Annotated in this window: 23 protein-coding genes and 1 other annotated feature; of the genes, 12 read left to right on the top strand and 11 right to left on the bottom strand. The window is 41.3% G+C overall.

Annotation, left to right across the window (positions count from 1 at the left end):
* Positions 1 to 88 precede the first annotated feature (88 nt).
* The gene (locus JK635_RS11640) at positions 89 to 1,252 is read left to right on the top strand and encodes a TIGR04053 family radical SAM/SPASM domain-containing protein (protein WP_374049155.1); all 1,164 of its coding nucleotides are present in this window, start codon (positions 89 to 91) and stop codon (positions 1,250 to 1,252) included.
* Between the two features lie 222 nt (positions 1,253 to 1,474).
* Here the strand turns inward: JK635_RS11640 and JK635_RS11635 are convergent, their stop codons facing one another.
* The 3 genes from JK635_RS11635 to JK635_RS11625 are packed head-to-tail and all read right to left on the bottom strand — an operon-like array spanning position 1,475 to position 5,000.
* The gene (locus JK635_RS11635) at positions 1,475 to 2,575 is read right to left on the bottom strand and encodes a Ger(x)C family spore germination protein (protein WP_202654100.1); all 1,101 of its coding nucleotides are present in this window, start codon (positions 2,573 to 2,575) and stop codon (positions 1,475 to 1,477) included.
* Positions 2,572 to 3,645, bottom strand: coding sequence for a GerAB/ArcD/ProY family transporter (locus JK635_RS11630; RefSeq protein WP_202654099.1), 1,074 nt, complete (start codon positions 3,643 to 3,645; stop codon positions 2,572 to 2,574). Before JK635_RS11630 ends, JK635_RS11635 begins: the two co-directional genes overlap by 4 nt.
* A 20-nt stretch (positions 3,646 to 3,665) precedes the next feature.
* Positions 3,666 to 5,000 carry a spore germination protein gene (locus JK635_RS11625; protein ID WP_202654098.1) on the bottom strand — a complete coding sequence of 445 codons (1,335 nt, stop codon included), beginning with the start codon at positions 4,998 to 5,000 and terminating at the stop codon, positions 3,666 to 3,668.
* A 158-nt stretch (positions 5,001 to 5,158) separates the two neighbouring features.
* Here JK635_RS11625 and corA point away from each other — a divergent pair, with 158 nt between their 5' ends.
* Complete coding sequence (corA, locus tag JK635_RS11620) at positions 5,159 to 6,109, top strand: magnesium/cobalt transporter CorA (RefSeq protein WP_202654097.1); 951 nt, start codon at positions 5,159 to 5,161, stop codon at positions 6,107 to 6,109.
* A gap of 44 nt (positions 6,110 to 6,153) precedes the next feature.
* Here the strand turns inward: corA and JK635_RS11615 are convergent, their stop codons facing one another.
* Positions 6,154 to 6,474: a hypothetical protein gene (locus JK635_RS11615; RefSeq protein ID WP_202654096.1), complete on the bottom strand. Its 321-nt coding sequence runs from the start codon at positions 6,472 to 6,474 to the stop codon at positions 6,154 to 6,156.
* A 228-nt stretch (positions 6,475 to 6,702) separates the two neighbouring features.
* Here JK635_RS11615 and JK635_RS11610 point away from each other — a divergent pair, with 228 nt between their 5' ends.
* The 7 genes from JK635_RS11610 to tatA all read left to right on the top strand — a co-directional run bounded on the left by JK635_RS11610 (position 6,703) and on the right by tatA (position 12,647).
* The gene (locus JK635_RS11610) at positions 6,703 to 7,752 is read left to right on the top strand and encodes a M42 family metallopeptidase (protein WP_202654095.1); all 1,050 of its coding nucleotides are present in this window, start codon (positions 6,703 to 6,705) and stop codon (positions 7,750 to 7,752) included.
* A 227-nt stretch (positions 7,753 to 7,979) separates the two neighbouring features.
* A complete protein-coding gene (dltX, locus tag JK635_RS11605) occupies positions 7,980 to 8,129 on the top strand; it encodes a teichoic acid D-Ala incorporation-associated protein DltX (RefSeq protein ID WP_202654094.1) in 150 nt (49 codons plus the stop codon).
* Between the two features lie 15 nt (positions 8,130 to 8,144).
* Positions 8,145 to 9,662 (top strand): D-alanine--poly(phosphoribitol) ligase subunit DltA, encoded by a 1,518-nt coding sequence (dltA, locus tag JK635_RS11600; protein WP_202654093.1) that lies wholly within the window; start codon positions 8,145 to 8,147, stop codon positions 9,660 to 9,662.
* On the top strand, positions 9,659 to 10,825 hold the full coding sequence (gene dltB, locus JK635_RS11595; protein ID WP_202654092.1) for a D-alanyl-lipoteichoic acid biosynthesis protein DltB: 1,167 nt from the start codon (positions 9,659 to 9,661) through the stop codon (positions 10,823 to 10,825). The genes dltA and dltB overlap by 4 nt, the downstream gene beginning before the upstream one ends.
* A 5-nt stretch (positions 10,826 to 10,830) precedes the next feature.
* Positions 10,831 to 11,067, top strand: coding sequence for a D-alanine--poly(phosphoribitol) ligase subunit 2 (gene dltC / locus JK635_RS11590; RefSeq protein ID WP_202654091.1), 237 nt, complete (start codon positions 10,831 to 10,833; stop codon positions 11,065 to 11,067).
* Positions 11,064 to 12,311, top strand: coding sequence for a D-alanyl-lipoteichoic acid biosynthesis protein DltD (dltD, locus tag JK635_RS11585; RefSeq protein WP_202654090.1), 1,248 nt, complete (start codon positions 11,064 to 11,066; stop codon positions 12,309 to 12,311). Before dltC ends, dltD begins: the two co-directional genes overlap by 4 nt.
* A 120-nt stretch (positions 12,312 to 12,431) precedes the next feature.
* The gene (tatA, locus tag JK635_RS11580) at positions 12,432 to 12,647 is read left to right on the top strand and encodes a twin-arginine translocase TatA/TatE family subunit (RefSeq protein WP_202654089.1); all 216 of its coding nucleotides are present in this window, start codon (positions 12,432 to 12,434) and stop codon (positions 12,645 to 12,647) included.
* A gap of 49 nt (positions 12,648 to 12,696) precedes the next feature.
* Here the strand turns inward: tatA and JK635_RS24710 are convergent, their stop codons facing one another.
* The 5 genes from JK635_RS24710 to JK635_RS11560 all read right to left on the bottom strand — a co-directional run bounded on the left by JK635_RS24710 (position 12,697) and on the right by JK635_RS11560 (position 16,259).
* On the bottom strand, positions 12,697 to 12,822 hold the full coding sequence (locus JK635_RS24710) for a hypothetical protein (RefSeq protein WP_306792938.1): 126 nt from the start codon (positions 12,820 to 12,822) through the stop codon (positions 12,697 to 12,699).
* 107 nt (positions 12,823 to 12,929) lie between these two features.
* Positions 12,930 to 13,448, bottom strand: coding sequence for a hypothetical protein (locus JK635_RS11575; RefSeq protein ID WP_202654088.1), 519 nt, complete (start codon positions 13,446 to 13,448; stop codon positions 12,930 to 12,932).
* A gap of 133 nt (positions 13,449 to 13,581) precedes the next feature.
* Positions 13,582 to 14,562: an ABC transporter permease gene (locus JK635_RS11570; RefSeq protein ID WP_202654087.1), complete on the bottom strand. Its 981-nt coding sequence runs from the start codon at positions 14,560 to 14,562 to the stop codon at positions 13,582 to 13,584.
* Positions 14,555 to 15,469: an ABC transporter ATP-binding protein gene (locus tag JK635_RS11565; protein ID WP_202654086.1), complete on the bottom strand. Its 915-nt coding sequence runs from the start codon at positions 15,467 to 15,469 to the stop codon at positions 14,555 to 14,557. Before JK635_RS11565 ends, JK635_RS11570 begins: the two co-directional genes overlap by 8 nt.
* Positions 15,470 to 15,482: 13 nt before the next feature.
* Positions 15,483 to 16,259, bottom strand: coding sequence for an SGNH/GDSL hydrolase family protein (locus tag JK635_RS11560; RefSeq protein ID WP_202654085.1), 777 nt, complete (start codon positions 16,257 to 16,259; stop codon positions 15,483 to 15,485).
* A 171-nt stretch (positions 16,260 to 16,430) separates the two neighbouring features.
* Here JK635_RS11560 and JK635_RS11555 point away from each other — a divergent pair, with 171 nt between their 5' ends.
* A complete protein-coding gene (locus JK635_RS11555) occupies positions 16,431 to 17,015 on the top strand; it encodes a YdcF family protein (protein ID WP_202654084.1) in 585 nt (194 codons plus the stop codon).
* 175 nt (positions 17,016 to 17,190) lie between these two features.
* Here JK635_RS11555 and proS read toward each other — a convergent pair whose 3' ends face one another.
* Positions 17,191 to 18,621 (bottom strand): proline--tRNA ligase, encoded by a 1,431-nt coding sequence (proS, locus tag JK635_RS11550; RefSeq protein ID WP_202654083.1) that lies wholly within the window; start codon positions 18,619 to 18,621, stop codon positions 17,191 to 17,193.
* Between the two features lie 91 nt (positions 18,622 to 18,712).
* Positions 18,713 to 18,929, bottom strand: a binding site (T-box leader).
* Between the two features lie 222 nt (positions 18,930 to 19,151).
* Between proS and JK635_RS11545 the strand changes: the two genes are divergently transcribed.
* Both JK635_RS11545 and JK635_RS11540 read left to right on the top strand, forming a co-directional pair.
* Positions 19,152 to 19,613, top strand: coding sequence for a MarR family winged helix-turn-helix transcriptional regulator (locus tag JK635_RS11545; RefSeq protein WP_235888025.1), 462 nt, complete (start codon positions 19,152 to 19,154; stop codon positions 19,611 to 19,613).
* 3 nt (positions 19,614 to 19,616) lie between these two features.
* Complete coding sequence (locus JK635_RS11540) at positions 19,617 to 22,805, top strand: MMPL family transporter (protein WP_202654081.1); 3,189 nt, start codon at positions 19,617 to 19,619, stop codon at positions 22,803 to 22,805.
* Positions 22,806 to 22,861: 56 nt separating this feature from the next.
* On the opposite strand, the gene JK635_RS11535 is transcribed toward JK635_RS11540, so the two are convergent.
* Complete coding sequence (locus tag JK635_RS11535; RefSeq protein ID WP_202654080.1) at positions 22,862 to 23,782, bottom strand: S66 peptidase family protein; 921 nt, start codon at positions 23,780 to 23,782, stop codon at positions 22,862 to 22,864.
* Positions 23,783 to 23,920: the final 138 nt, after the last annotated feature.

Below are 23,920 nucleotides of genomic sequence, written 5' to 3'. Positions count from 1 at the left end.
TTGTAACATTCCTTGCATCCACGTGACGAAGACAAATTTATAATAAATATATAGTCACAATTTAGTTTAAAATGAGAAAAGCTTGGTGATGAATATGCAAGGAATTGGAAAAGGACATCCACATGGAATCGGCAAGGCCATCAATTATGACCAAAACCCTTTTATTGTCATATGGGAGGTCACGCGGGCTTGTCAACTGAAATGCGTGCACTGCCGTGCAGATGCGCAAACTACTCCGGATCCGCGGGAACTTACGCATGAGGAAGGCATTGAATTGATTGATCAAATTTATGAAATGGATAATCCGATGCTCGTGTTTACCGGCGGGGATTGCATGATGCGGGAAGACTTATTTGAATTAGCTGACTATGCGATTAAAAAAGGAATGCGTGTCTCGATGACCCCTAGTGCCACCCCGAACGTAACGATTGAGAAAATGAAACAAGCTAAAGAAGTCGGACTTTCCCGCTGGGGCTTCAGTCTCGATGGCCCTACACCGGAAATTCACGATTATTTCCGCGGTACCCCTGGTTCCTTCGAACTGACACTTGAGAAAATCAAATACTTAAATGAACTGGAAATGCCGCTGCAAATCAATACCGTGATTTCCCGTTACAATTATGATTCACTCGAAAAAATGTCCGAGCTTGTGGCTGAGCTTGGGGCAGTTATGTGGTACATCTTCCTGCTCGTTCCAACCGGGCGCGGACAATTGGATGCCTGTATCTCTCCGGTTGAACACGAAAAGGTGTTTCGCTGGCTGTATGAGCTAAGCAAAACAGCGCCATACGATATTAAAACAACTGCGGCGCAACACTACCGCCGGGTGGTACTGCAGCAAAAAATGCGCGATCATTTAATTGAAAAAGGTGAAATCCACTATGAGGATACGATTACAACTGATTTTGCTTCAATGCATGACGGGTTAAAGCGCGCTCCTAAAGGTGTGAATGATGGCAATGGCTTTATTTTTGTCTCACATATCGGCGAAATCATGCCCAGTGGTCTATTACCAATTGTTTGTGGAAATGTCCGAGAAACACCGCTTGCCAAAGTTTACCGGGAGTCAGAGGTATTAAAGCAGCTGCGGCGACCAGACAACTATAAAGGAAAATGCGGCATTTGCGAATACAACAAAATTTGCGGTGGTTCCCGCTCGCGAACATATGCTGTTACCGGCGACTATTTGGAAAGCGAACCATTTTGCATCTATATTCCGCAGGCAATGCGCCAAAGCACGGGATCGATTTGAATCATTAAAAGGCATGTCCTACTAAGGCATGCCTTTGCTTGTCCAGCTGCAGCGCCTAGCCAGTTTTCAACCCCGAAAGCTCCTCGAGTATCTTGCGCAAAGCGATAGCTTTAAGCAGCTCGAGGTCAAATAACCTTCGACCCAAAAAGTCAAAAAGCGGACTTTTAGGGTCGAAGAACATTTGCTTGTCGGGGCTATTCAAGGCGCTTACGCTTTTCTTTTTTACTCTATTAACCCGGTATCGGAAATTTGCACTTTTGTATGAACCTTAAAGTCAATGGTAGGATAAATCCTTTGCCACTCTTTCCAGTCATTATCATTAAAATGCCTTGACCGATAACGAAGGCCGAATCCTACAGGGTCCAAACCTGCTTTTTGGATTTTACGCAAGACCCTCAAAGCTTCTTTGGAAAATTGCTTACCGATGACCTTTTCATATTTCGATAATTGTTTATTGGCAATTCTTTTTGTTGTTTCTTCAAGAACTCCATCTACCGAGACATCGAATTGAATGTAGGGCCTTTTTCCTTTCGGTGTATAGATTTTATATTTTGATTTTACCTTTTCTGTATTCACAATCATGTTTGTTTGTCCCTTTTTCCCCCACAGTGAAGACTTTTCCTCACGATTCAGAAAGAAATTAAGCATCTTGGTCTCTTCCGGTTGAAGTTCCAGCAGCATTTTACTTTTGTTAAAAAGTCCAACGGTATTGATTTCCAGGAAATCCTTTTTGGCTTTGATGATCGGCAAAACAGGATCGATCCCCCGTTCAATTGCTCTAAATTTAAAATCATACATAAATTCCGATATCACATATGGTGTCTCGGAACCGTCCTTTCCTAAAGCGAGAAACAAAGCGTTTGATGGAAAGTACTCTGATGTTGGTTTGACCTTTAAAACAGCCAATGCACTTGGTTTCCCTACAGCTATCCAGGCAATGGACTGGACATCCCGCCTTCGAACGAACCAATAATTGACTCCGGCATTTCCTCTTCGTTTTACCAGCTCTTCCCCTAGCAAAATGACCTTCGTATGACTGAAGTCAATCTCTTTATCAACCTTTGTTTTGATAATTCGTACCGCTTCAGATATCGAGTTTGCCTCTTCGGACACAATTTGGTATTCTGCTGGACTTTCCCTGGTCGTTTTGGGAACAGCAAATTTCAGACTGACGAGATATTTTTTTGAACTGTTTTTAGCAAGATCAACTCCAATACTGACAACAAAAAAACGCTTGTCAATATCTTTAAATCCACAGCCACTTAGCAACATGAAGGTCAAAAATATATTGAACGATAATTTCCATTTAGAAGTTAACCTCAAGTTGTCCGCCTCCTTGCCCATAAGACAAATCCTGCAACAATCACTATTTCAACACCAAGACGGAAAATCATCCAATAAACAGTTAATCTATTTAATAGAAGCGAATTAAAATAAATCACGCCAAGAACCGCTAAAACGGTAAAGTAGCCAAGAATCAACCCATTCTTTTTTTTACTGATTTTTCCCTTAAACATTCCCTTTATTAATTCATAGGCAACATGCCAGTGAACGGATACACTAACAAGCGTGATACTCATATAAAACATTAAGAATAAAAAGATTGCTCTTTCGATTGGACTATAAACCAATCGAAGCGAGTCCGAGGTTGAGATCCACGGATAAAGATATTCCTGGGCCCCATCCGAACCGTGGAAACCAATTGGAATCAGAAAGGTGGTGAATAGATTAAACAGGCCTAAAAAAAGAATCGCTGTAAAGTTCCAAATTTTTAACTTTCCCCTGATTAAACGATTAAAAATGATCAGATTCATATAACCGGAAAAACAATAAGTTGCCGCGGCAACTGCTTTTAAACTTGGTCTCGTAAAAATATGTGTACCGACCTCAAGAATTGAATCCCAGCTTAAGTATTCATTTATAAACGCCTTAAAAATGATTAAGCTAATTAACGGAATATTTATCAGTAAAACAATTTCGAGGAAATACATGATTCTTTGCGTCGGCAGCTGAATAATCAGAAAAATGCCTGCTAAATAAATGCCGAGTAAGCCCAGCTTAGGCATTTCCGGATTGACAAACCTTGATAAAATATCAATAAATCCAATCAAAGTGATCAGGCCTGCTGTGAACCACATGAATTGAATCGTGCCAAAAAAAAGAATGGTTAACTTCCGATGCTTTCCCTGTTCTACTATTTCCGGCAGTCCCTGTTCCGGGAACTGATTCATCGCAGTGCTATAAAGATAGGTAAGAGCCATCCCAATCGGAACTGCAATGACAACCCCCATAACCGCACCTTCGTAGCGGTATTCAATTAAGATCTTGGGGACAAATATGATGACATTGACGAACATATTTAATAACACTAAATAGAGAAAATACCGATTCAACAGCCTCCCCCCTCTATCATTCATTGTTTTCCTGGTTTACTTTGAAGCGCTGACAAAAATGCCTCACCAAAACTATCCAGTTTAACCATGTAGGCAATAATCATAAAGAAACCAAGGACGACGCCAACAAGTCCGAAGAGCGTTGATAATAATAAAATAAAATACTTCAAAACTCTAATTGTGAAACTGAAGGCATTGATTGGGATAACAAAGTTGGAGATCGCCACAAATGATACAATGACAGTCATAATATTGCTGGCCAGTCCTGCTTCAGCGGCGGCTTGTCCCAATATTAGACCGCCAACGGTTGTTGCTGTTGGTCCAATCGCTTTAGGCAGCCTGATGCTTGCCTCAATCAAGAGTTCCATCATAAATAGCATTAATAGAACCTCAACAAAGGATGGGTACGGGATACCGGTCCTGCTGCCAGCAATTGACAATGCCAATTGAACACGAAAAACCTCTGGATTGTAGCTGCTAATAGCCACATAAAGACCGGGAAGAATCATACTAACATTAAAGGCCGTATAACGGAGTAGCTGTAAAAACTTTGCAATCCAATAGGATTGATAAATATCCTCCATTGAGGACATTAAATCCTTCATCACAGTTGGCAAGATAACAGCATATGGAGAACCCTGAACGAGAATAATGACCTTTCCATTGGATAAGTTTACGGCCACCCTGTCAGGTCTTTCGGTAACTAGCATCAACGGGAATAGTGCCCTGTTGGATTTCTTCAACGAATCAAACAGCTGCTCTCCCGTTTCCAACATATCAATATTTACTTCGCCCAAGAATTTTTTGATTCTCTTCACTGTTACAGGATCTGCAAACTTGGAATCATGAAGAATCATCACTTTCGTTTTCGAGAGTCTTCCCACCTCCGTCGATTCCACCATTAAAGACGTGTGTGGATAACGGTGGCGAATCAAGCCCAGATTTACTGGCAGGCTTTCACTAAAACCTGATTGCGGTCCCTGGATGGTGGTCTCGACGGTGGTATCCAAAACGGCATTATTTCGGTCCACTTTGCAATCAAACAAAAAAACATGATCCTGATAGAAAAGAACCGCTTCACCCCGCAATACATCATCAATCGCTTTCTGCTCATTTTCATACGCTTTTATCTGGGCATGGGATTGCAGATAGTTGAGGAAATCTTCAGGACTATCGGTTTCAAAAAAGGGTTTCACCACATTTTCATGCAAAACCACTTCATCCGAAATCGTTTTTATGTACAGTACTTCCAAATATTTTTCTTTCGTAAATTTCTCTTTAAAAACCAAATCCTCTGACGGCTGCAGCTTGCTTTTTAGACTTTCTCGAATCGCAATAACCTTGTTGGATGGCATATTTCTACCTCGCAGCTTACTACTTTATAATATCCAGAATCGATTCAATTGAATTTTAAAATTGTCTAGCTTTTCTTTTAATTTTTCGCAATGAATGGTATTTTATTCTAAGAGAAGAGGAGAATATGAAAGCAAACAGAGTTTGGTGAGGGGTTTTTATGTTTAGAACATTAGCAGTCAGTAAAAATCATGTTGTTGTAAAAGATGTTGAAATTTCCAAGCTGGTTGACGGGGATTTTCTATGGTATTGGATTGATTTTTATGAAGCAACGGAAGAAGAGATAGAACTTCTAAGTAATCCGCTTCATTTTCATCCGTTAGCTATCGAAGATTGTCGATATCATCTTCAAAGACCTAAGCTTGATTATTATGACGGCTATACCTTCTTTGTCACGCAAGCTCTTAACCAAGGAACCCTAGAAAGAGAAGAGGTTGATTTTTTTCTAAGTGATCATTATGTGGTAACCTATCATCATCGGCCCTCACAGGAAATTAATCAGGTGTGGACCCGCTTAAGCCAGTCAACTAATATTAAGAAATGGGATCCTTCCCATGTCCTATATGATGCGATCGATAAAATGGTTGACAATTATTTTCCTCCTGTGTATCAAATTGAAGACAAGTTAAATGAGATTGATGAAAATTCTAAAGGGAGGTCCATGGAGGCCTTACTGGAAGATTTATTTGATACACGGCACGATCTCCTTTCATTGCGGCATACGATCACCCCGATGCGCGATCTGATATATCGCATCCTCAACTCGCAGCGGATGACGTATATCCATGGAAAAAAAGAGTATTTCTCTGATATTCACGACCATTTACTGAAATTAACGGAAATGATCGAAGCGAATCGAGAGCTGACGACTGACATTCGCGATAGCTACATCTCGATCAATTCAAATCAAACGAACCATGTGATGAAAGTTTTAACGGTGATCACGACGATCTTTATGCCGCTAACTTTTATCGTTGGTCTTTACGGAATGAATTTTCACAATATGCCGGAGTTAAGCTGGAAGTACGGCTATTTCGCGACACTGATCATCATGTTTATAATTGCCATGGGAATGACCTGGTGGTTCTACAAAAAAGGCTGGTTTAAATAAGAAAAGCGCAAGGGGCTGGCATCATTGTGACAGCCCCTTTCTGCTTACTTCGGTTCTTGCCAATTTTCATAGACAACGGTACCACCGGTTAAATCGATGGTGTTGCGCTCCCCTTTGTAATACATTTTGCCGTCTTTTTCAAAGATTAAATGGTCATACGTATATACCTTCTGTCCATTCGGAAGGTCGATCACCACTTTCTCCCCTTGTTCCTCAACAGGTGCCTCTAGATCAGCGGGCCGCCGATCATACTGCCAGTAAGTGATTAAACACGCTGCTAATACAATTCCTATGACGATGAAAAAAAATCGACCCTTCCACGACTTTTGCTTCGGCTTCTGATGATATAACTCAAGCCTGGTCATTTTTTCTCCTCTCCTTGCCAACATTTTAAGTACTTCAAGCTATTTTTTAAAATAGTTCGAACACTCCCATTTATCTCCAAGTTATCAAAATTTTATAACCCTACAAAATCAAATCACTACCTATCCTATGCAGCAGCTAAAAAAAGTTGCTGCTTAATGCTTTCACAACATGAAATTTTTTGATTAGTTGTATAATAAGAAGGAATATATTCAGAGAGGAGTAGATATATGACTTACCCTAATACTAAGGAAACCATGAAATTATTAAAAGATTTAGTCTCCATCCCAAGTCCCTCCGGTAACACGAATGAAGTGATCAGCTTTGTGGAGAAATATCTCAGGGAACAACATATTAAAACGACAAGGAATCGCAAAGGCGGCTTAATTGCCACTATCGAAGGGAAAGACACCAGCAGGCATCGGATGTTAACGGCACATGTTGATACACTTGGGGCAATGGTAAAGGAGATTAAGAAGAGCGGACGATTAAAAATGGATTTAATTGGCGGTTTTAAGTATAACTCGATTGAAGGAGAATATTGCCAAATTGAAACAAGCAGCGGTAAAAAATATTCCGGTACGATTTTAATGCATCAAACATCCGTACACGTCTATAAAGATGCCGGTAAAAAAGAACGGAATCAAGAAAACATGGAAATCCGAATTGACGAGAAGGTACATAGTGAAGAAGAAGTGCGTGCCCTTGGAATCGAAGTAGGAGATTTTGTCTCTTTTGATCCCCGTGTCGAGCTAACACCAAGCGGCTACATAAAATCCCGTCATTTAGATGATAAAGCGAGCGTTGCGATTTTACTGCAATTAATGAAACAAATTAAAAGCGAAAATCTTACCTTGCCTTATACGACCCATTTCTTAATTTCCAACAATGAGGAGATTGGCTATGGCGGCAACTCCAATATTACTCCCGAAACAGTGGAATACCTGGCTGTTGATATGGGGGCAATGGGTGACGGACAGTCAACGGATGAATACACCGTCTCCATTTGTGTTAAAGATGCCAGCGGCCCCTATCATTATGGATTACGAAAACATTTAGTCCGTCTTGCGGAGGAAAATAATATCGGTTATAAATTGGATATATACCCTTATTATGGCTCTGATGCCTCCGCTGCAATCCGCTCGGGAGCAGATATTATTCATGGCTTAATCGGACCGGGTATTGATTCTTCCCATGCATTTGAGCGGACTCACCAATCTTCGATTGAAAATACTGCCAAACTTTTATATCACTACATTCAGTCCGAATTAATTCAATAAAGCCTTCTAATGCTCGATTTTTAAAAGACCGTTTGCAGACACAGACGGTCTTTTTCATGCTTTCTCAATCGTATTTTAAGGATTTTTTAATGTTTTTTTCGTTGCATTAGACACAAAATACCAGTATGATAGAAAAGTCAGTTTCAGGAAATTGATTGCCAAAAATATTCCATTGTACATTTATTCCGGTAATTCCATTAATCGGGAGGAATTAGGAGGCAGAATTCATGTTTAAAAGATTGAAAGTTTTCTTTTCCAACCAAAAGGTAAAGTGGCTGGGACAGTTTACCTATTATTTACTGATTCTCCTTTTATTATTTTTTATGTATGGGTTCAATAGCGCTAGCTCAGGCAACTATATTTACAACGATTTTTAAAGGGAGAGAATCACTATGAAACTATTACATTCGATAAAACGCTTCTCACTTTCAAATCCAGATCAACTTGCTTATATTTCGCCAACAGAAGAAATCACCTATGGAGAACTTTGGAGTCAATCTGAACAAATAGCAGCATTTTTAATACATTCGAACTTCGACAACCGCTTGCCGGTCATCGTTTATGGTCATATGAATGCCTCGATGGTCGTAACATTTCTTGGCTGTGTCAAAGCAGGATTTTCATATATTCCGATCGATCTTTCAATACCAATTGAAAGAATTTCTAGTATTCTTTCCAGCTCACAGGCTGAATTGGTGATCAATACGACCGATCAAGTTGCAGCATTTGATCCTTCCACTGTTCCTGTTTTTGAGTATAAAGCAATCATCACTGCTGAAGGTACTTGTGTGGAAATAAATGATACCCATTGGGTATCCGGAGATGACAATTTCTATATTATTTATACTTCGGGCAGTACGGGAAATCCTAAGGGTGTACAGATTTCTGCTAAAAATCTGGAAAGCTTTGTCGACTGGATGTTAGAAGACTTCCCAATCAAAGGCAGGCAGCGGTTTTTAAATCAAGCACCCTATTCCTTTGATTTATCCGTCATGGATCTATACCCTGCCCTGGTAAGCGGCGGGACTATTTTTGCCATAACAAAGGAGATGATCGCCAGACCTAAACTGTTATTCGAAGCTCTGGCTGTTTCAAATACAGAGGTTTGGACTTCAACCCCATCATTTGCACAAATGTGTTTGATGGATCCAACGTTTACCGAAGAATTATTGCCTAAACTGAGAGTGTTTTTATTTTGCGGTGAAATATTGCCGGTATCGATATGCCGCGGGCTGAAGGAACGGTTCCCGAAGGCGCAAATTTTCAATACGTATGGGCCGACGGAAGCAACCGTTGCCGTGACTTCGATTGAGGTAACCGAAGATATAATGGATTCCTATGAAAATCTCCCGATCGGTAAGCCAAAAGGCGATACCCGGATCGTCCTTGTCAACGAAAATGGTCGTCCAGTCCCGCCTGGGGAAAAAGGGGAAATCGTTATTGCCGGTCCCAGTGTCAGTAAAGGCTATTTGGGACAGCAAGAGCTTACCGATCGTTCATTTTTCCGTTATGATGGAATTCAAGCCTATCGGACCGGTGATGCGGCTTATGTCGATGAGCACGGTTTGCTTTTTTACAAAGGCAGGATTGATTTTCAAATCAAACTGCATGGATACCGGATGGAGTTGGAGGAGATCGAATACCATATTGCCAATTGCCGACATGTTAAATCAGCCGCGGTTATTCCCATTTACCAGAATGAAAAGGTGGAATATTTACTGGCGGCTATCATCCCGGAAAGCCATGAATTTGAAAAAGAATATCAATTAACCAGTGCCATTAAAAAGGAACTTAGTCAGGTCCTCCCTGCTTATATGATCCCAAGAAAGTTCTCTTATTACGAAGAACTTCCAATGACGGCTAACGGAAAAATGGACCGCAAAAAATTTAGGGAAATGGTAGAACAATGACACCTTATGGTTCTTTTACATTCTTTTTCATCTTAGTGATTCTTCTGGCGCCAACGGTGATTCTTGGATTAAGAGGAAGAAGATTTCACGCTTACAATATGTTTGTAACCGTTATTGCCCTTGGCATTATCTTCGCCTCATCACTGCAGCAGGCAGTTGCGTTAATCGGGTTTACGATATGGCAGGTAAGCTTAATAAAAAGCTATATTCATTATCGGAAAAAGAGGAACAGCGATCTTGTCTTTTATTTGGCGGTGGTTCTGTCGATTCTCCCATTGGCCATGTCGAAATTGCTGCCTTATTTTTCGACGATTACATTCATCGGTTTCCTTGGAATCTCTTATTTAACCTTCAAGGGAACACAATTGGTTATGGAAACTAGGGACGGCTTGATTAAAGAAGACCTGCCTATTACCCGCTTACTTTATTTTATTCTGTTTTTCCCAACGATCTCATCGGGGCCAATTGACCGTTACCGCCGTTTTGTAAAGGATTTGGACGCTCAGATTTCGGGAGAACAATATAAATTATACTTGTATGAGGGTATCAACAAGATTTTTCGCGGCTTTTTATACAAATACATTATCGGTTATTCGATCAATTACTATGTAATCAGCAAGTTAAAATTCATCGCCCATAGCCCGCTTGAGCACCATCTTTATTATATGTATGCCTACAGTCTCTATCTCTTTTTTGATTTTGCCGGCTATAGTGCATTTGCAATTGGTGTCAGTTATGTAATGGGAATCAAATCACCGGAAAACTTTAATAAGCCGTTTATCAGCCGGAATATTAAAGATTTCTGGAACCGTTGGCATATGAGTCTTTCCTTTTGGTTTAGGGATTATGTATATATGAGATTTATCTTTTGGATGACGAAGAAGAAATGGATTAAAAACCGCAACACCCTTTCTAATCTTGGCTATATCTTATTGTTTTTACTAATGGGCATTTGGCACGGTCTGGAAGCCCAATATATCATTTACGGCTTGTACCATGCCTTGTTAATGGTCGCATACAATGCATTCGAACGGTTTAATAAAAAACATAAATGGTGGCCGCAAAACAAATTCACACATGCGCTATCCGTTTTTATGACGTTCCATTTTATTTGCTTTGGGTTTTATATTTTTTCAGGACAATTATTTCATAAGGGAGTTTGATCGTAATGGATTTTAAAAATGAAGTGATTTCACTATTAGCGGAAATTTGTCAGGATGATGTGATAAAGGAAAATCCGGATATCGATTTATTTGAAGCCGGTTTACTGGACTCATTTGGAACTGTCGAATTTCTTGTCCAAGTGGAAGATCGTTTTGGTCTCCTTGTTCCGATTACTGAATTCGATCGAGATGTCTGGAACACGCCAAATAATATCGCGATGCAGCTGGCTGATTTAAGATGAAAAAGGCAGTATTCTCACCCTTGATCGCAGCTTTTCTGATTTTGGTTATTTTGGTTGCTATTCCAAATCAATGGGTTGAGCGTATAATTCCAAACAACAGGGTTATCGATGCTGCAACCGAATTAAACCCTTTTATGTTTCAAGGCAAATATGTTCAAGATAAAATGCTTGAGGCCAAGCACTATTTGCCGATTTATGGCTCCTCGGAACTTGCAAGGATGGACCCCTTTCATCCGTCTAATTATTTTCAGGAAACAGGGGCACCGTTTACCCCGTTTCTCATTGGCCGGGGAGGAACGACTTCCATTACGCACTTTTTGAATTTTGCTGAACATACCAAACAGCTGAATGGGAAAAAGATTGTTTTTATTATATCGCCGCAATGGTTCCAGCCAAAAGGGACAGATGAATCCCATTTTGTCCCTAATTACTCATCGTTGCAAGCCTATGATTTGGCGTTTAACAAAACGATTGACCCGAAACTAAAAAAAGAGGCGATCGAGCGGCTGTTAACGTACTCGCCAATTAAAAAAGACCCGATCCTATCAACAATGTATAAAGCGGAGATTTCAAAAAATCCTTGGACAAAAAGAAAAGCGGCCTTTGTTCGCCCGATCGCATTTCTCTATCGGGAAATTTTCCACAAGAAAGACCTTTATTATACGATTAAGGGCGGCCAACCACATAAAAGGATTATCAGTCCAAAGGTTAAAAATAAAACGTGGGAACAATTAGTTGCACAGGCCAACCATTATGGTAAAAAAAGAGCGACGAATAATCATTTTTACGTAACGAATAGTCAATATAAAAAAATACGAAAAATGGTGCCATTATTAAAGAATAAGAAAGCAGGCGCTTCGTATGGAAGGTCGATTGAATACCGTGATTTTCAAATGTTGCTGGATCTTCTGAAGGAATCCGGGGCAAAACCATTGTTTATCTCTATTCCAGTAAACGGAAAATGGTATGACTATACTGGATTTCCTAAAAAGGGCCGCACAGTATATTACCAACGGATCAAAAAACAAGTTGAGGCCGCCGGTTTTCCCATTGCTGATTTTTCAAATCATGAGTATGATCCTTACTTCATGAAAGACACGATTCATATTGGCTGGAAAGGCTGGGTCTACACCGATAAAGCAATTCAGGACTTTTATGAAGGAAAAAATTGGAGCTTGATATTGGATCAAAAAAAAGGTAAATGTAAATTCACCGACTGGCGAGTCCGTAAGGACGGTTCATGAGGCGTAGTTGAATTTATACTTCCTATTAGCTAAAAAACCATTCCATTTTCTAAACATAGTAGAATAATATTGGCTGAAGGATTATAATATACTCGAATGATATAAAGAGGAGATGGAATCATGCTTTCCAATATCGGCGTTCCAGGTTTAATACTAATTCTAGTCCTTGCATTAATCATCTTTGGCCCAAACAAATTGCCGGAAATCGGTAAAGCATTTGGCAAGTCACTGCGCGAATTTAAACGTGCAACCGATGGAATTACCGATGACATTAAAGCGGAACTAAAAGATGATATCCAAGAGGCAAAAAAGGAATCCATTAATGAAAAAAAATGAACGTGTAAAAACATCCCAGAATTCGTTTTCGGGGATGTTTTATTTACCATTATTTTCTTGCTTTCGCTGCCATTGACTGAAACTGGTTCATTAATTTTTTCCGTGATTTATCATTGCGAAGTAAATAGGCAGCGCCTAAGGCGACTGTCGTCATCATCAAATGTCTTCGATTCATTTATTAAACCTCCTCATCCTTACTCTTCCCCGAAGATCGGCTTTTTACAAATAGTTAAGATTAAAAAAGGCCAATCTTTCAAGTAATTGACCTTTCTCATTGGGTTCTTACTCTGCCAGCTTCTCTTTCATCTTGGCGTTATGAGCTTTGTAATGAGCCAATAGCTGATTCAGGATCGCTTTTGCCTGCTTGCTATCCTTATTTTCGACCGCTAATTGGAGACTCTGGAAAGATTTCCAATGGGCCATGCCCTTAGTCCCATGCATCTCTTTGATAAACTCTTCCTTGGTAATCTTCCCTTCCTCCAATTGCTTCTTCAATTCCTGCATTTTTGCCATTCTTCCCTTTTTCCATCGCTCGCGCTTTTCGGCATTTTTTGGACTCATCCACTGACCGCGAAGCTGTTTCTTTTCTTCCAGAACTTTCTCCCACTCCGCCTTTTTTTCCGGAGTGTACTGATCTACCCAAGACATCAGCAGTTGTTCCCGTCCAAGCATTTTTGCATGCCAATCATCATGCATTCTCTGATGATTACCATTGGTGTCAGGCACCGTCCCGTGTGCTTCGGCAAACCCTTGGGCTGCCAAGATCAATCCAACCGCTAGTAATAGTGCTTTTAATTTCATTCTTTCACCTTCCATTGTATTTTGGATATTTTTATTTCTTCACAAGAAATTATCATGCCCAATTCAATAAAAAAATTTCCTATTTTGGGAAAAATTTTTTCCATAGAAAAAAGACCCTTTAACAGGATCTTTTCTAATACACATCTTTTTTAGTAAACACAATGAAAGAAACACACAGCGCTGCCAGCCACCAAACGAGCAGCACGAGCATCGAAAAGGCGAGGGTCATTCCTTCAATCGGCGGGGCTGTTCCTTTCATATAATCCGTTAATCTTAAGTTGACCATAAAAAAATATTTCGCTGATTCCCAAGAGGAAATCATATTATTGAGAATTGCCCCTGAAATCAGGGCAGCTAACATAACCCCCATACCTGCCGCTGTACTGCGAATCAGCACCGACAGCATGAATGATAAAGTCCCAACGACAATGGCCACAAACCAGACAAGTCCAAAATCCATCAGCAAAAACTTCCACAAACTCAGTAATTTGACCTGGGACGTATTTAACCCTTCATCCGTTACATTAAACCCGGTTAAAATCGGCGCCCCCCAGCCTTTGTATCCAAAAACGACCCCGGAGATCGCATAGGATAAAAAGCCGGCAATGGCTATGATGAGGGATACTGCCAGACAGAGAGTTATGTATTTACTCAATAGCACCTTCCACCTTTTAACCGGTCTTGTCAACAGAAGTTTGACCGTACCAAGGCTATGCTCTGAGGAGACCAGGTCGCTGGCAATCACCATGACCATTAACGGAATAAACAAATCAATTGAGTTTTCAAGAAAAATGCGCATGAAAGTCGGTGCTCCCGGCTCCGCGGGATTAATGTCATGATCCAAATAATATTGTTGCTGCTGGAGCGAAATTTGCAGCTGTTTTTTCCATTCGTCGGAAATCCTGCTGCTGGAGAGCCGATTGGTTGTATCAACGATTTGTTGTTGCAGGATTGTGCGCCAATCGCTTGTTCCTAATTTTTCCCTTTGCGTTTGCACTTGTTTGTATTGCGCATAAGTAAATAAGATAACCAGAACGCCAATTATGAGGGCGATCACCAGTAACCGTTTCTTGGCAACCAGCTTCATCATTTCATTTTGAATCAATTTATTCAATGGTTTCACCCCCGGTCAGTTCGAGGAACAGATCTTCCAGCACCGGCATTTTTCGATTCATCTCCAACACGGAAACACCTGAGTCAACCAGCTGCTTGTTCCATTCCGGTATCTTTTCCTTGTTATACTCCGTCCAGATGGTTCCATCGTCTTTTTCCTCTATTTTTGTAAGAGCCTGTAAAATTTGTTTTCCTGTTTCATACGGTTCGAGTCGCCAAACCATTTTTTCCCGATTCGACAATAACCTTAGAACCGTATCGGTGCGAATAATTGTCCCCTTTGCAATAATTGCCACCCGATCGCATAAAAGCTGAATTTCACTCAACAAATGGCTGGATACGAGAACGCTTAAACCCTCATGTTCCGCAAGAAAGCGGATAAATTCCCGCATTTCGCGAATTCCGGCCGGATCCAATCCATTTGTCGGTTCATCCAGGATGAGTACTTTCGGATTTCCTAACAGGGCCTGGGCAATGCCAAGCCGCTGCCTCATTCCCAGTGAATAGGTTTTAACTTTATCATGAATTCTTTCTGTTAATCCGACCAGTTCTGTGACTTCTTTAATCCGTTCATCACCAACGCCATCTAACATGCGGGCAAAATGGAGCAGATTATGATAGCCCGAAAGAAAGGGATACAATTCCGGATTTTCCACGATACAGCCAAGGTTCTTTAAAGCAGCTTGAAAGTTTTCTTCTAAATTATAGCCGCATATGTGAATACTGCCCGACGTCGGTTTGATTAAGCCGACTAGCATCCGGATTGTTGTTGTTTTCCCGGCACCGTTAGGACCAAGAAAGCCAAACACCTCACCTTCACGCAAATCAAAGGTTAACCCTTTAATAATTTCTTTTCTCCCGATTACTTTTCTTAAATTTTTCACGGATAATGTAATATTTTTTTCCATCAATCCTATCTCCTTACCAGGTAAGCAATGAAGCAACACGTTCTGCGATCAGCCGGTACCCTTTTGTATTGGGATGAAATTTATCGGAATACAAATAGTCATTTACCTTCAATTCAAATAAATCGAAGGTTGGAACAAAGACAATTTTAGGAAACGCTGCACTTACCTCGGCACTGTCATAATTCCAGTGGCGGATCACCTTCGACATTTCTTTCCCTTGGTCCATTTCGCTAAACGGATTGTATAAGCCAATAAAAAACACGTTGGCATGGTCGTTGTGCTTGCGAATTTGTTGAAAAATAAATTTTAAATTATTGAGGTATTTTTTTTCAATCGCAGCAATATCGCCGCTTTGAAAATCAATTAACCCTTGTCCGCCCCGGAACAAATCGTTCCCGCCGATGGTCAGCAAAATAACGTCTGCTTTTTCGAGCTGCCGCTGGACCTCCATTTGCTGGACTTGTTTTTTCAACTGGTCTGACCTTTGACCATTAATCCCGAGGTTTGTCAGCTGGACCGGGCGCTTTGTTTTTTGCTTGATTTCATCCACTAAATCCCCAACATATCCCTTACCCGTCTCATCGCCGGTTCCTCTTGTCAATGAATCACCCAAGGCCACAATCGTTAACCCCTTCTGGTTTTCCGTCTTTGTGACTACTTTCGTTCGCTGTGGTGCCTGATCCGGTTTTCCGGCATAATATTCCTTTACGGCCCAGCCGAGCCCCGCAGCCCAAAGCAGACAGAAGAAAACCGCGAGAATCGTAATGAAACGGATGACATTCTTACTCAAAAAGCTCAATCCCTTCTTGCTTTTTCTAACTTTTATTTAATCATAAATAGGTCCAGATTCAAACTTTTGACGATTACAAAAATAAATAAACTCCTGAATTATTTAACATTTTCTAGTAAATTATGGTATTATCAAACTGATAAAAACAAAGGACAGGAAATGAGAAAATAAATGAAAAAAAGGAAAAGAATCATGATTATGGTTGCAGTCCTGGTGGTATTAGGAGTAGTGTATGTAGGCTTCCTCCAATATAAAATTAGTCAATTCAGCAGAATGGATGCTCCCAAAAACGCCGACTATTTAATTATCTTGGGGGCAAGGGTGAAGGGAACTGATCCTTCACTGGCTTTAGCCGCGAGAATCGACGCCGCTTCCGGCTATTTACGGAAAAATACGGGGACGATTGTCATTGCTTCGGGGGGAAAAGGTCCCGGGGAAGATATTTCAGAAGCTGAATCGATTAAGCGCGAATTAGTTGCTAAGGGAATTAATGAGTCGAGAATTATTTTGGAGGATCGCTCCACTGATACCTATGAAAATATTCGCTTTTCGAAGAAACTAATTCCTTCAAGCGCGAAGCTCGGCCTGATTGTTTCAAATAATTTTCACATGTACCGTGCCCTTTCCATTGCACATGACCAAGGGCTTGCAGTCCAAGGTCTCCCTGCTGAAACACCTTCGATGGCAGTGGTGAAGTCCTATAGCCGGGAGTATTTGGCGATTACGAAATACTATTTAATAAAGTATATTTTTTAACAGCACGACTAATTTATTCCCCGGAAAGTTGAGATATATTTAAAAAACTGCAGATGTCCTGCTGAAAGTTGCAGATATATTGTATAAAGTGCTAAACCTTACAGATTATTCTCGCAAAAAGAGAATCGAGTTTTAAATTGAAAAGGCTCTTCCCTTCTTGGAAGAGCCTTGCCAATTAATATGCTTTCGCCCAATAAACCATCTGTTTTGCTTCTTTGCCGCAGCAGACGCATTTGTCGGACAGGTGTTCTTGTTCAAATGGGATACAGCGGGAGGTCGCACCGGTTTCTTCTTTGATTTTTTCCTCGCAGGCGAGATCACCGCACCACATTGCTTTTATAAAACCTGGTTTGGTTTCTAGGATTTCATTTAATTCAGCCAAAGTTGTCGCAACCGAAGTTCGTTCTTCGCGATGTTTTAAGGCTTTATTATAAAGGTTGGACTGGATGTCTTCCAATAACTCCGCCAGCTTCGTTTCTAATTGATCAATTGGCACCACTACTTTTTCCAATGTATCTCTTCTTACTAACACCACTTGGTTATTTTCAATGTCCTTTGGCCCCACTTCCAGACGCACCGGGATACCCTTCATTTCATATTCATTGAATTTCCAGCCTGGTTTTTTGTCGCTGGCATCAATACCTACACGGGCAATTTTAGCTAATGAATCCTTCAACTCGTAGGCAAAATCCAACACGCCTTCTTTATGCTGCGCGATTGGCACGATCATTACCTGAGTTGGTGCTGCTTTTGGTGGAATCACAAGACCGCGGTCATCGCCGTGAACCATGATCAAGGCCCCGATTACCCTAGTGGTAAAGCCCCATGAGGTTTGATGGACATACTGCTGTTTACCGTCCTTATCAAGGTACTGAATTCCAAATGCTTTGGCAAAGCCTGTGCCAAAATGGTGTGAGGTCCCGGATTGCAATGCTTTGCCGTCATGCATTAAGCTTTCAACGGTAAAGGTCGCTTTTGCCCCAGCAAATTTTTCTTTTTCGGTCTTTTGCCCTTTTACAACCGGGATAGCCAGAACGTTTTCCAAAACATCAGCATACACATTCAGCATTCTGATTGTTTCTTCCATCGCATCTTCGTCAGTGGCGTGGGCAGTATGCCCTTCCTGCCATAAGAATTCTAATGTCCGTAAGAATGGACGGGTTGTTTTTTCCCAGCGAACCACGTTAGCCCATTGATTATAAAGCTTTGGCAAGTCACGATAAGAATGAATGATATGTTTATAATGCTCACAGAAAAGCACCTCTGAGGTTGGCCGAACGACCAGTCTCTCTGTAAGTTCTTCAGAACCGCCATGTGTCACCCAGGCAACTTCAGGAGCGAAGCCTTCAACGTGATCTTTCTCTTTTTGCAACAGGCTCTCGGGAATAAACAAAGGCATATACACATTCTCATGCCCTGTTTCCTTAATCCGGCGGTCCAGTTCGTTTTTAATATTGTCCCATAAGGCAAAACCGTACGGGCGGAGAATCATTGAACCGCGCACACTAGAGTAATCGATTAGATCTGCTTTGGTGACCACGTCTGTATACCACTGGGCGAAATCTTCATCCATGCTGGTTACGTCTTTTACAAATTCCTTTGCCATTATTACACCTCATTTTATTTATTTTTCAGCTTCAACACCGTTAAACGTGCGTTTCCGCATTTTTTTAAAGATAAAAAGACCTTGATCCTCAAAAAGGGACCAAGGCCTGGCGGTACCACCCTACATTTACAAAGCAGCTGCTTTGTACTCTTTCCATGATAACGGAATTGATCCGCTTGTATCTTCAGGTCGATCCGATACAGAACTCGTGAGGCAGGTTCAAATGTCCGTCTTAAGAAACCTCGCACCACCGGTCTCCTCTCTTGGTAAGACTGCCACATTTTACTAGTCCCCGTCATTGTTTCGACTATGTATTTTGAAAAAATTATATATTTCCCAATCGAAAAAGTCAATTCCATCGTGGAATAATTTTCATTTCCTGCTAAAATGCAATGGATTGAGTTATGTTGCGCTCGCCTTTTTTCGACAGCTTTTCTTATTGACACCTTTCCTTAAACCGTTATATAGTTAAAGACGTGAATAGTTCAACAACTTAACTATTTTTTTAAAAAATGGTGGTGAATAAAAATTTGCAGGATAGCTTAATACAGGAATTAATTAACCGTTATGTAACCATATCCTTTCAGGTGCACAAGAAAGCTGAGTCTTTAATTAAGGAACAGATTGGCAATGATTTAACCAATGACCAGCATTACATATTAAGGTATATTGATCAATCAGAAAGCTGCACCCCAACGGAATTGGCTGATGTTTTTGAGGTAAATAAAAGTGCCATCACGGCCATTGTCAACCGGATGGCAGACAAGGGGTTAATTGAACGAACCCGCGATCTAAACGACCGCCGAGTGGTCTATTTAACCTTGACTCCAGAAGGTAAGGAACTCTACCAAAAGGCGCAGGAAAAAATTCACCTCTTGGTTGAATCGATTATTACCCAATTTGAAGAACCGGAAATTAAGGCCTTTATCAACACATATGAAAAACTGGCGAAAGTCTTAAACAACAAGAAAAAGGAAGAACTGGGGGAATAAAAATTGCGTGCGATCATTAAAGGAAAATGGGTCATTTTAATCGCCTGGATAGCCATCATTGTCGGCCTTTTCATGGTGGCGCCAAATATGGAAAACCTTGTTCGTGAAAAGGGACAAATTACGGTACCGAAGGGATATTCTTCCACCCAAGCAGCACAAATTCTTAAAGATGTTCAATCAAATGAAAATCGAGGCACAGATTTACAAACGGCACTCGTCTTCCATAGCGATAAAAGATTAACAAAGGAAGATTTTGATGCTGCCGAACAGGCGATCAACAAGCTTGAGCAGCACAAAGAGAAGCTTGGCATTACCGACTTGGTTACTCACTTTAAGCAAAAAGAACTGAAGAATCAACTGGTTTCAAAAGACGGCAAAACCATTCTCGTGTCCTTAAAAGTGACCCCAAATGGACGGGATGGAAAAGAGATTTCGACAGATCTTTATAAAGCCATTGATAACGTCAAATTGGACCACTATTATACGGGCAACTGGGTGATTGGCGAGGATCTTGTCACCAATTCCCAGGAAGGCTTGAAAAAAACAGAAGGAATAACGGTCGTTTTCATCCTTGCAGTGCTTTTACTTGTATTTAGATCAGCGATAGCGCCGCTGATTCCGTTAATTACTGTCGGCTTTAGCTATCTCACTGCCCAATCAATTGTCGCGATATTAGTAGATAAAATTGATTTTCCATTGTCAACCTTTACCCAGATTTTCTTGGTGGCCGTCCTCTTCGGTATTGGCACGGACTACTGCATATTATTGCTGAGCCGTTTTAAAGAGGAATTGGCGCAAAAAGATGATGTAACCGAGGCGATTGTCGCTACTTATCGCACTGCCGGTAAAACGGTAATCTTCAGCGGTATTGCCGTATTAATTGGCTTTGCCTCGATTGGACTCTCAACCTTCCAGCTTTACAAATCTGCCGCAGCCGTTGCTGTAGGGGTGGCCATTCTTTTGCTCGCTCTTGGCACGATTGTCCCCTTTTTCATGGCCGTGCTCGGTAAAAAGCTGTTTTGGCCGTCAAAAGGAAAAATCGAGCATAGCGACAGCAAGCTTTGGGGCAACATGGGAAGTTTTTCGCTGAAACGTCCATTAATCGCCTTTATCATCGTCGCGATTATTGCCGTACCGTCCTTATTTACTTACAGAGACCAGCTATCTTTTAACTCGCTTGAAGAAATCAGCGATAAATATGGATCCATTAAAGGCTTTGATATCATCGCGGATTCATTTGGTCCAGGGGAATCGATGCCGACCCAGGTTGTCATTAAGAACGACGATCAACTGAATACATCCGAGTATATTGCTTTGACTGAGAAAATCAGCCAAGAATTAAAAAAAGTCGAGGATGTTAAAGCCGTCCGCTCTGTGACGATGCCAACCGGAAAGCCGATTGATGATTTCTATCTGTCTAAACAAGTTGGTACGGTTGGCGATGGCATAGGCAAAGGCAATGACGGGATTAAAAAAATCAGTGACGGACTTACAAAGGCCGGAGACCAAATGACAGCCAATCAGCCAAAAATGGAAGAGGCCACCAATGGTATCAATAAATTAATCAAAGGTACCTCCGACCTGAAAACGGGAATGGATTCAATCCAAACGGGCTTAAGCCAGATTGCCAAAGGTCTGAAAGACGGCTCACTCGGAGCACGTGATGCCCGCAAAGGTTTAGAAGAAATTACCGCCCAATCCGAGAAACTGTTGGCTGGATATCAACAACTGTTATCAGGCTACGAAAAAGCAGGAAAAGGCCTAAGCAGTTTAAAAGGCCATTACGATGATGTGGCCAAAAACCTGACTCTGTTACATCAAAGCTTAGCAGCGTTAGATCCACATTTCGCCAGATTTGAAGAAACGCTTAAAAAGACTAATCCGCAACTTTTAGCTAATCCAGACTATCAAGCTATTAAAATGACCCTCCAAGGGGTAAAAGGTGTGCCTGGAATTCCCGATTCCCCTGGTGCGGTTGCTGGGACCAAAGCGTTAGCCGATGGACTGCTACAATTAAACGCCGGATTGCAGGGGGCACAGGACGGACTCGGTGTTGCCAATACTAATTTTGCAAAGGCCATTGCCGGACAGAAACAATTGATCAACGGGATGAAACAGCTGATAAGCGGTATGAAGCAGCTCGAGCAGGGTATGAATAAAATGGAAAACGGCCAGGGACAAATCGTTTCTAAGCTACCGCAGTTCTCCAATGGCTTGGATGGTCTGAAAAATGGCCAACAGCAGGTACTGACCGGTTTTCAAACGATGGGCGGGCAAATTACCCAGCTTTCTGATGGTTTGACGCAAAGTGCCGATGGTTTAAACAAGGTGTCCAAAGGACTCAATTCTGCCCAAGACTATCTTTCTACGGTTTCAAAGCAAAAACAGAATGGTTTTTACATTCCGCAGGATGTCTTGGACAGCAAAGATTTTGCCAAGGTTCTTGATACCTACCTGTCGAAAGACCGGAAAGTGATGACCATAGATATTGTCTTTAATAAAAATCCTTATTCCAATGAAACAATTGACCGAATACCGGAAATTAAGGATACGGTAAAACGAGTGGTAAAAAATACGAAACTGGAGAATGCGAAAGTCGCCGTTGGCGGCGTCTCCAGTATGAACAATGACCTGGGAACAATTTCTGAGGGAGATTACTCACGAACTGTGGTATTAATGCTTACAGGAATTGCCTTGATCCTGGCTATCCTGCTCCGTTCGTTTATCATGCCGCTTTATTTAATCGGTTCGTTGATCCTAACCTACTATACTTCAATGTCTATTGCGGAAATGATCTTTATCAACTGGTTGGGCTACACAGGAATAAGCTGGGCCGTTCCATTTTTTGCCTTCGTTATTTTAATTGCACTCGGCATTGACTACAGTATTTTCTTGATGGACCGATTTAACGAGTATCAGCATCTGCCGGTTCGAGAAGCAATTTTGGAATCGATGAAGAAGATGGGAACCGTTATTATTTCGGCAGCGGTGATCTTAGGCGGTACATTTGCCGCCATGATGCCATCGGGCGTTCTATCATTGCTTGAAATTGCTACGATTCTATTAATTGGTCTGGCCCTATACGCCCTCGTCGTCCTTCCCTTATTCGTACCCGTCATGGTGCGGACCTTCGGCGAAGCGAACTGGTGGCCTTTTAAGAAAAATCCATATACTACAGACCATGCTGAATAATATACGAGCACACTGGATTCTCAATTCAGTGTGCTTTCTTTATGATATAAAGACCTTTATTTGATTCCAGGCTCGATGATTATGCTTTTTTCAACTGTGTCAAGCGTCGCCTGAGCACCCAATGGAATAGCAATATGTGGATTGCAATGGCCAATTTGCAAGCCCTTGATTGCCGGTTTCTTGGCCAGCTTGAGATAATGGTCGATCACCTCATCCGATGTTAACGATAAATTTTTCGGAAGACATTCATGAAAATCACCGATTAGTATTCCTGCGGTTGCCGAAAGCTTTCCAGCCATGTACAATTGATTCAACATCCTATCAATCACCCGCGGTTCTTCATTTACCTCTTCGATAAATAACAGTTTATCTTTCGTATCAATTTCAAATCGGGTTCCAAGCGTGCTCACTAGCAGGGATAAATTCCCGCCAACAAGCGGACCACTAGCCGGCCCATTCACCAATACTTCTAACGGCGATAGTTCCTCGGTATAAGACAACGGCAGCGGCTGAAATAATTGAAAAAAACTAACCTTTGATAATGGATGGGTATCTTCTCTTCCAATATCCGACCCCAGCATCGGCCCATGGAAGGTGACAAGTCCCGCCTCCTGCCTGAGGGCAGTATGTAAAAAGGTAATATCACTGTACCCCCAAAAGATTTTCGGGTTATTTTGAATCATTTTATAATCAATCTTTGCAGCAATTCTTGCGGTACCATAACCTCCACAAGCACAAATAATCGCTTTGACTTCTTTATCCAAAAACATCTGGTGCAGATCCTCCAGCCGCTCTTGATCGCTCCCGGCCAAATAGCCATTTCTTTTGGCAACATTCTTCCCCACTTTAACCGTTAACCCCAGCTTGGTTAAAAACTGAATTCCTCGTCCCAGGTTTTCCAAATTTGGCGGACTTGCCGGTGCGACCACACCGACTGTATCACCTTGTTTTAACTGAAATGGTTTCATGTATGCCATGTTCCTCCCCCCTTCTTCTACATTATGATTAGACTTAGCATTGCCATGCATTTTTTAACAATTGAATTATCCGAAATATTTAAATTACCATCGAATTAAGTGAAACTTTTTCCCTTTACTACCGTACATATATAAAGA

The sequence above is a fragment of the Neobacillus paridis genome, assembly GCF_016765675.1.
GTDB lineage: Bacteria > Bacillota > Bacilli > Bacillales > Cytobacillaceae > Neobacillus > Neobacillus paridis.
The sequence above is the reverse complement of the archived record's forward strand: the minus strand, read 5'-3'. Positions and strand labels throughout refer to the sequence as shown.

What these genes read in the sequence shown, in the direction of transcription:
- JK635_RS11575 (WP_202654088.1), bottom strand. Translation starts at nt 13,448, where the DNA reads ATGAAATTAAAAGCACTATTACTAGCGGTTGGATTGATCTTGGCAGCC.
- JK635_RS11535 (WP_202654080.1), bottom strand. Translation starts at nt 23,782, where the DNA reads ATGGCATACATGAAACCATTTCAGTTAAAACAAGGTGATACAGTCGGT.
- corA (WP_202654097.1), top strand. Translation starts at nt 5,159, where the DNA reads ATGTTTAGAACATTAGCAGTCAGTAAAAATCATGTTGTTGTAAAAGAT.
- JK635_RS11640 (WP_374049155.1), top strand. Translation starts at nt 89, where the DNA reads ATGAATATGCAAGGAATTGGAAAAGGACATCCACATGGAATCGGCAAG.
- proS (WP_202654083.1), bottom strand. Translation starts at nt 18,621, where the DNA reads ATGGCAAAGGAATTTGTAAAAGACGTAACCAGCATGGATGAAGATTTC.
- JK635_RS24710 (WP_306792938.1), bottom strand. Translation starts at nt 12,822, where the DNA reads ATGAATCGAAGACATTTGATGATGACGACAGTCGCCTTAGGCGCTGCC.
- tatA (WP_202654089.1), top strand. Translation starts at nt 12,432, where the DNA reads ATGCTTTCCAATATCGGCGTTCCAGGTTTAATACTAATTCTAGTCCTT.
- JK635_RS11555 (WP_202654084.1), top strand. Translation starts at nt 16,431, where the DNA reads ATGAAAAAAAGGAAAAGAATCATGATTATGGTTGCAGTCCTGGTGGTA.
- dltB (WP_202654092.1), top strand. Translation starts at nt 9,659, where the DNA reads ATGACACCTTATGGTTCTTTTACATTCTTTTTCATCTTAGTGATTCTT.
- dltC (WP_202654091.1), top strand. Translation starts at nt 10,831, where the DNA reads ATGGATTTTAAAAATGAAGTGATTTCACTATTAGCGGAAATTTGTCAG.
- JK635_RS11610 (WP_202654095.1), top strand. Translation starts at nt 6,703, where the DNA reads ATGACTTACCCTAATACTAAGGAAACCATGAAATTATTAAAAGATTTA.
- dltX (WP_202654094.1), top strand. Translation starts at nt 7,980, where the DNA reads ATGTTTAAAAGATTGAAAGTTTTCTTTTCCAACCAAAAGGTAAAGTGG.
- dltA (WP_202654093.1), top strand. Translation starts at nt 8,145, where the DNA reads ATGAAACTATTACATTCGATAAAACGCTTCTCACTTTCAAATCCAGAT.
- JK635_RS11615 (WP_202654096.1), bottom strand. Translation starts at nt 6,474, where the DNA reads ATGACCAGGCTTGAGTTATATCATCAGAAGCCGAAGCAAAAGTCGTGG.
- JK635_RS11625 (WP_202654098.1), bottom strand. Translation starts at nt 5,000, where the DNA reads ATGCCATCCAACAAGGTTATTGCGATTCGAGAAAGTCTAAAAAGCAAG.
- JK635_RS11565 (WP_202654086.1), bottom strand. Translation starts at nt 15,469, where the DNA reads ATGGAAAAAAATATTACATTATCCGTGAAAAATTTAAGAAAAGTAATC.
- dltD (WP_202654090.1), top strand. Translation starts at nt 11,064, where the DNA reads ATGAAAAAGGCAGTATTCTCACCCTTGATCGCAGCTTTTCTGATTTTG.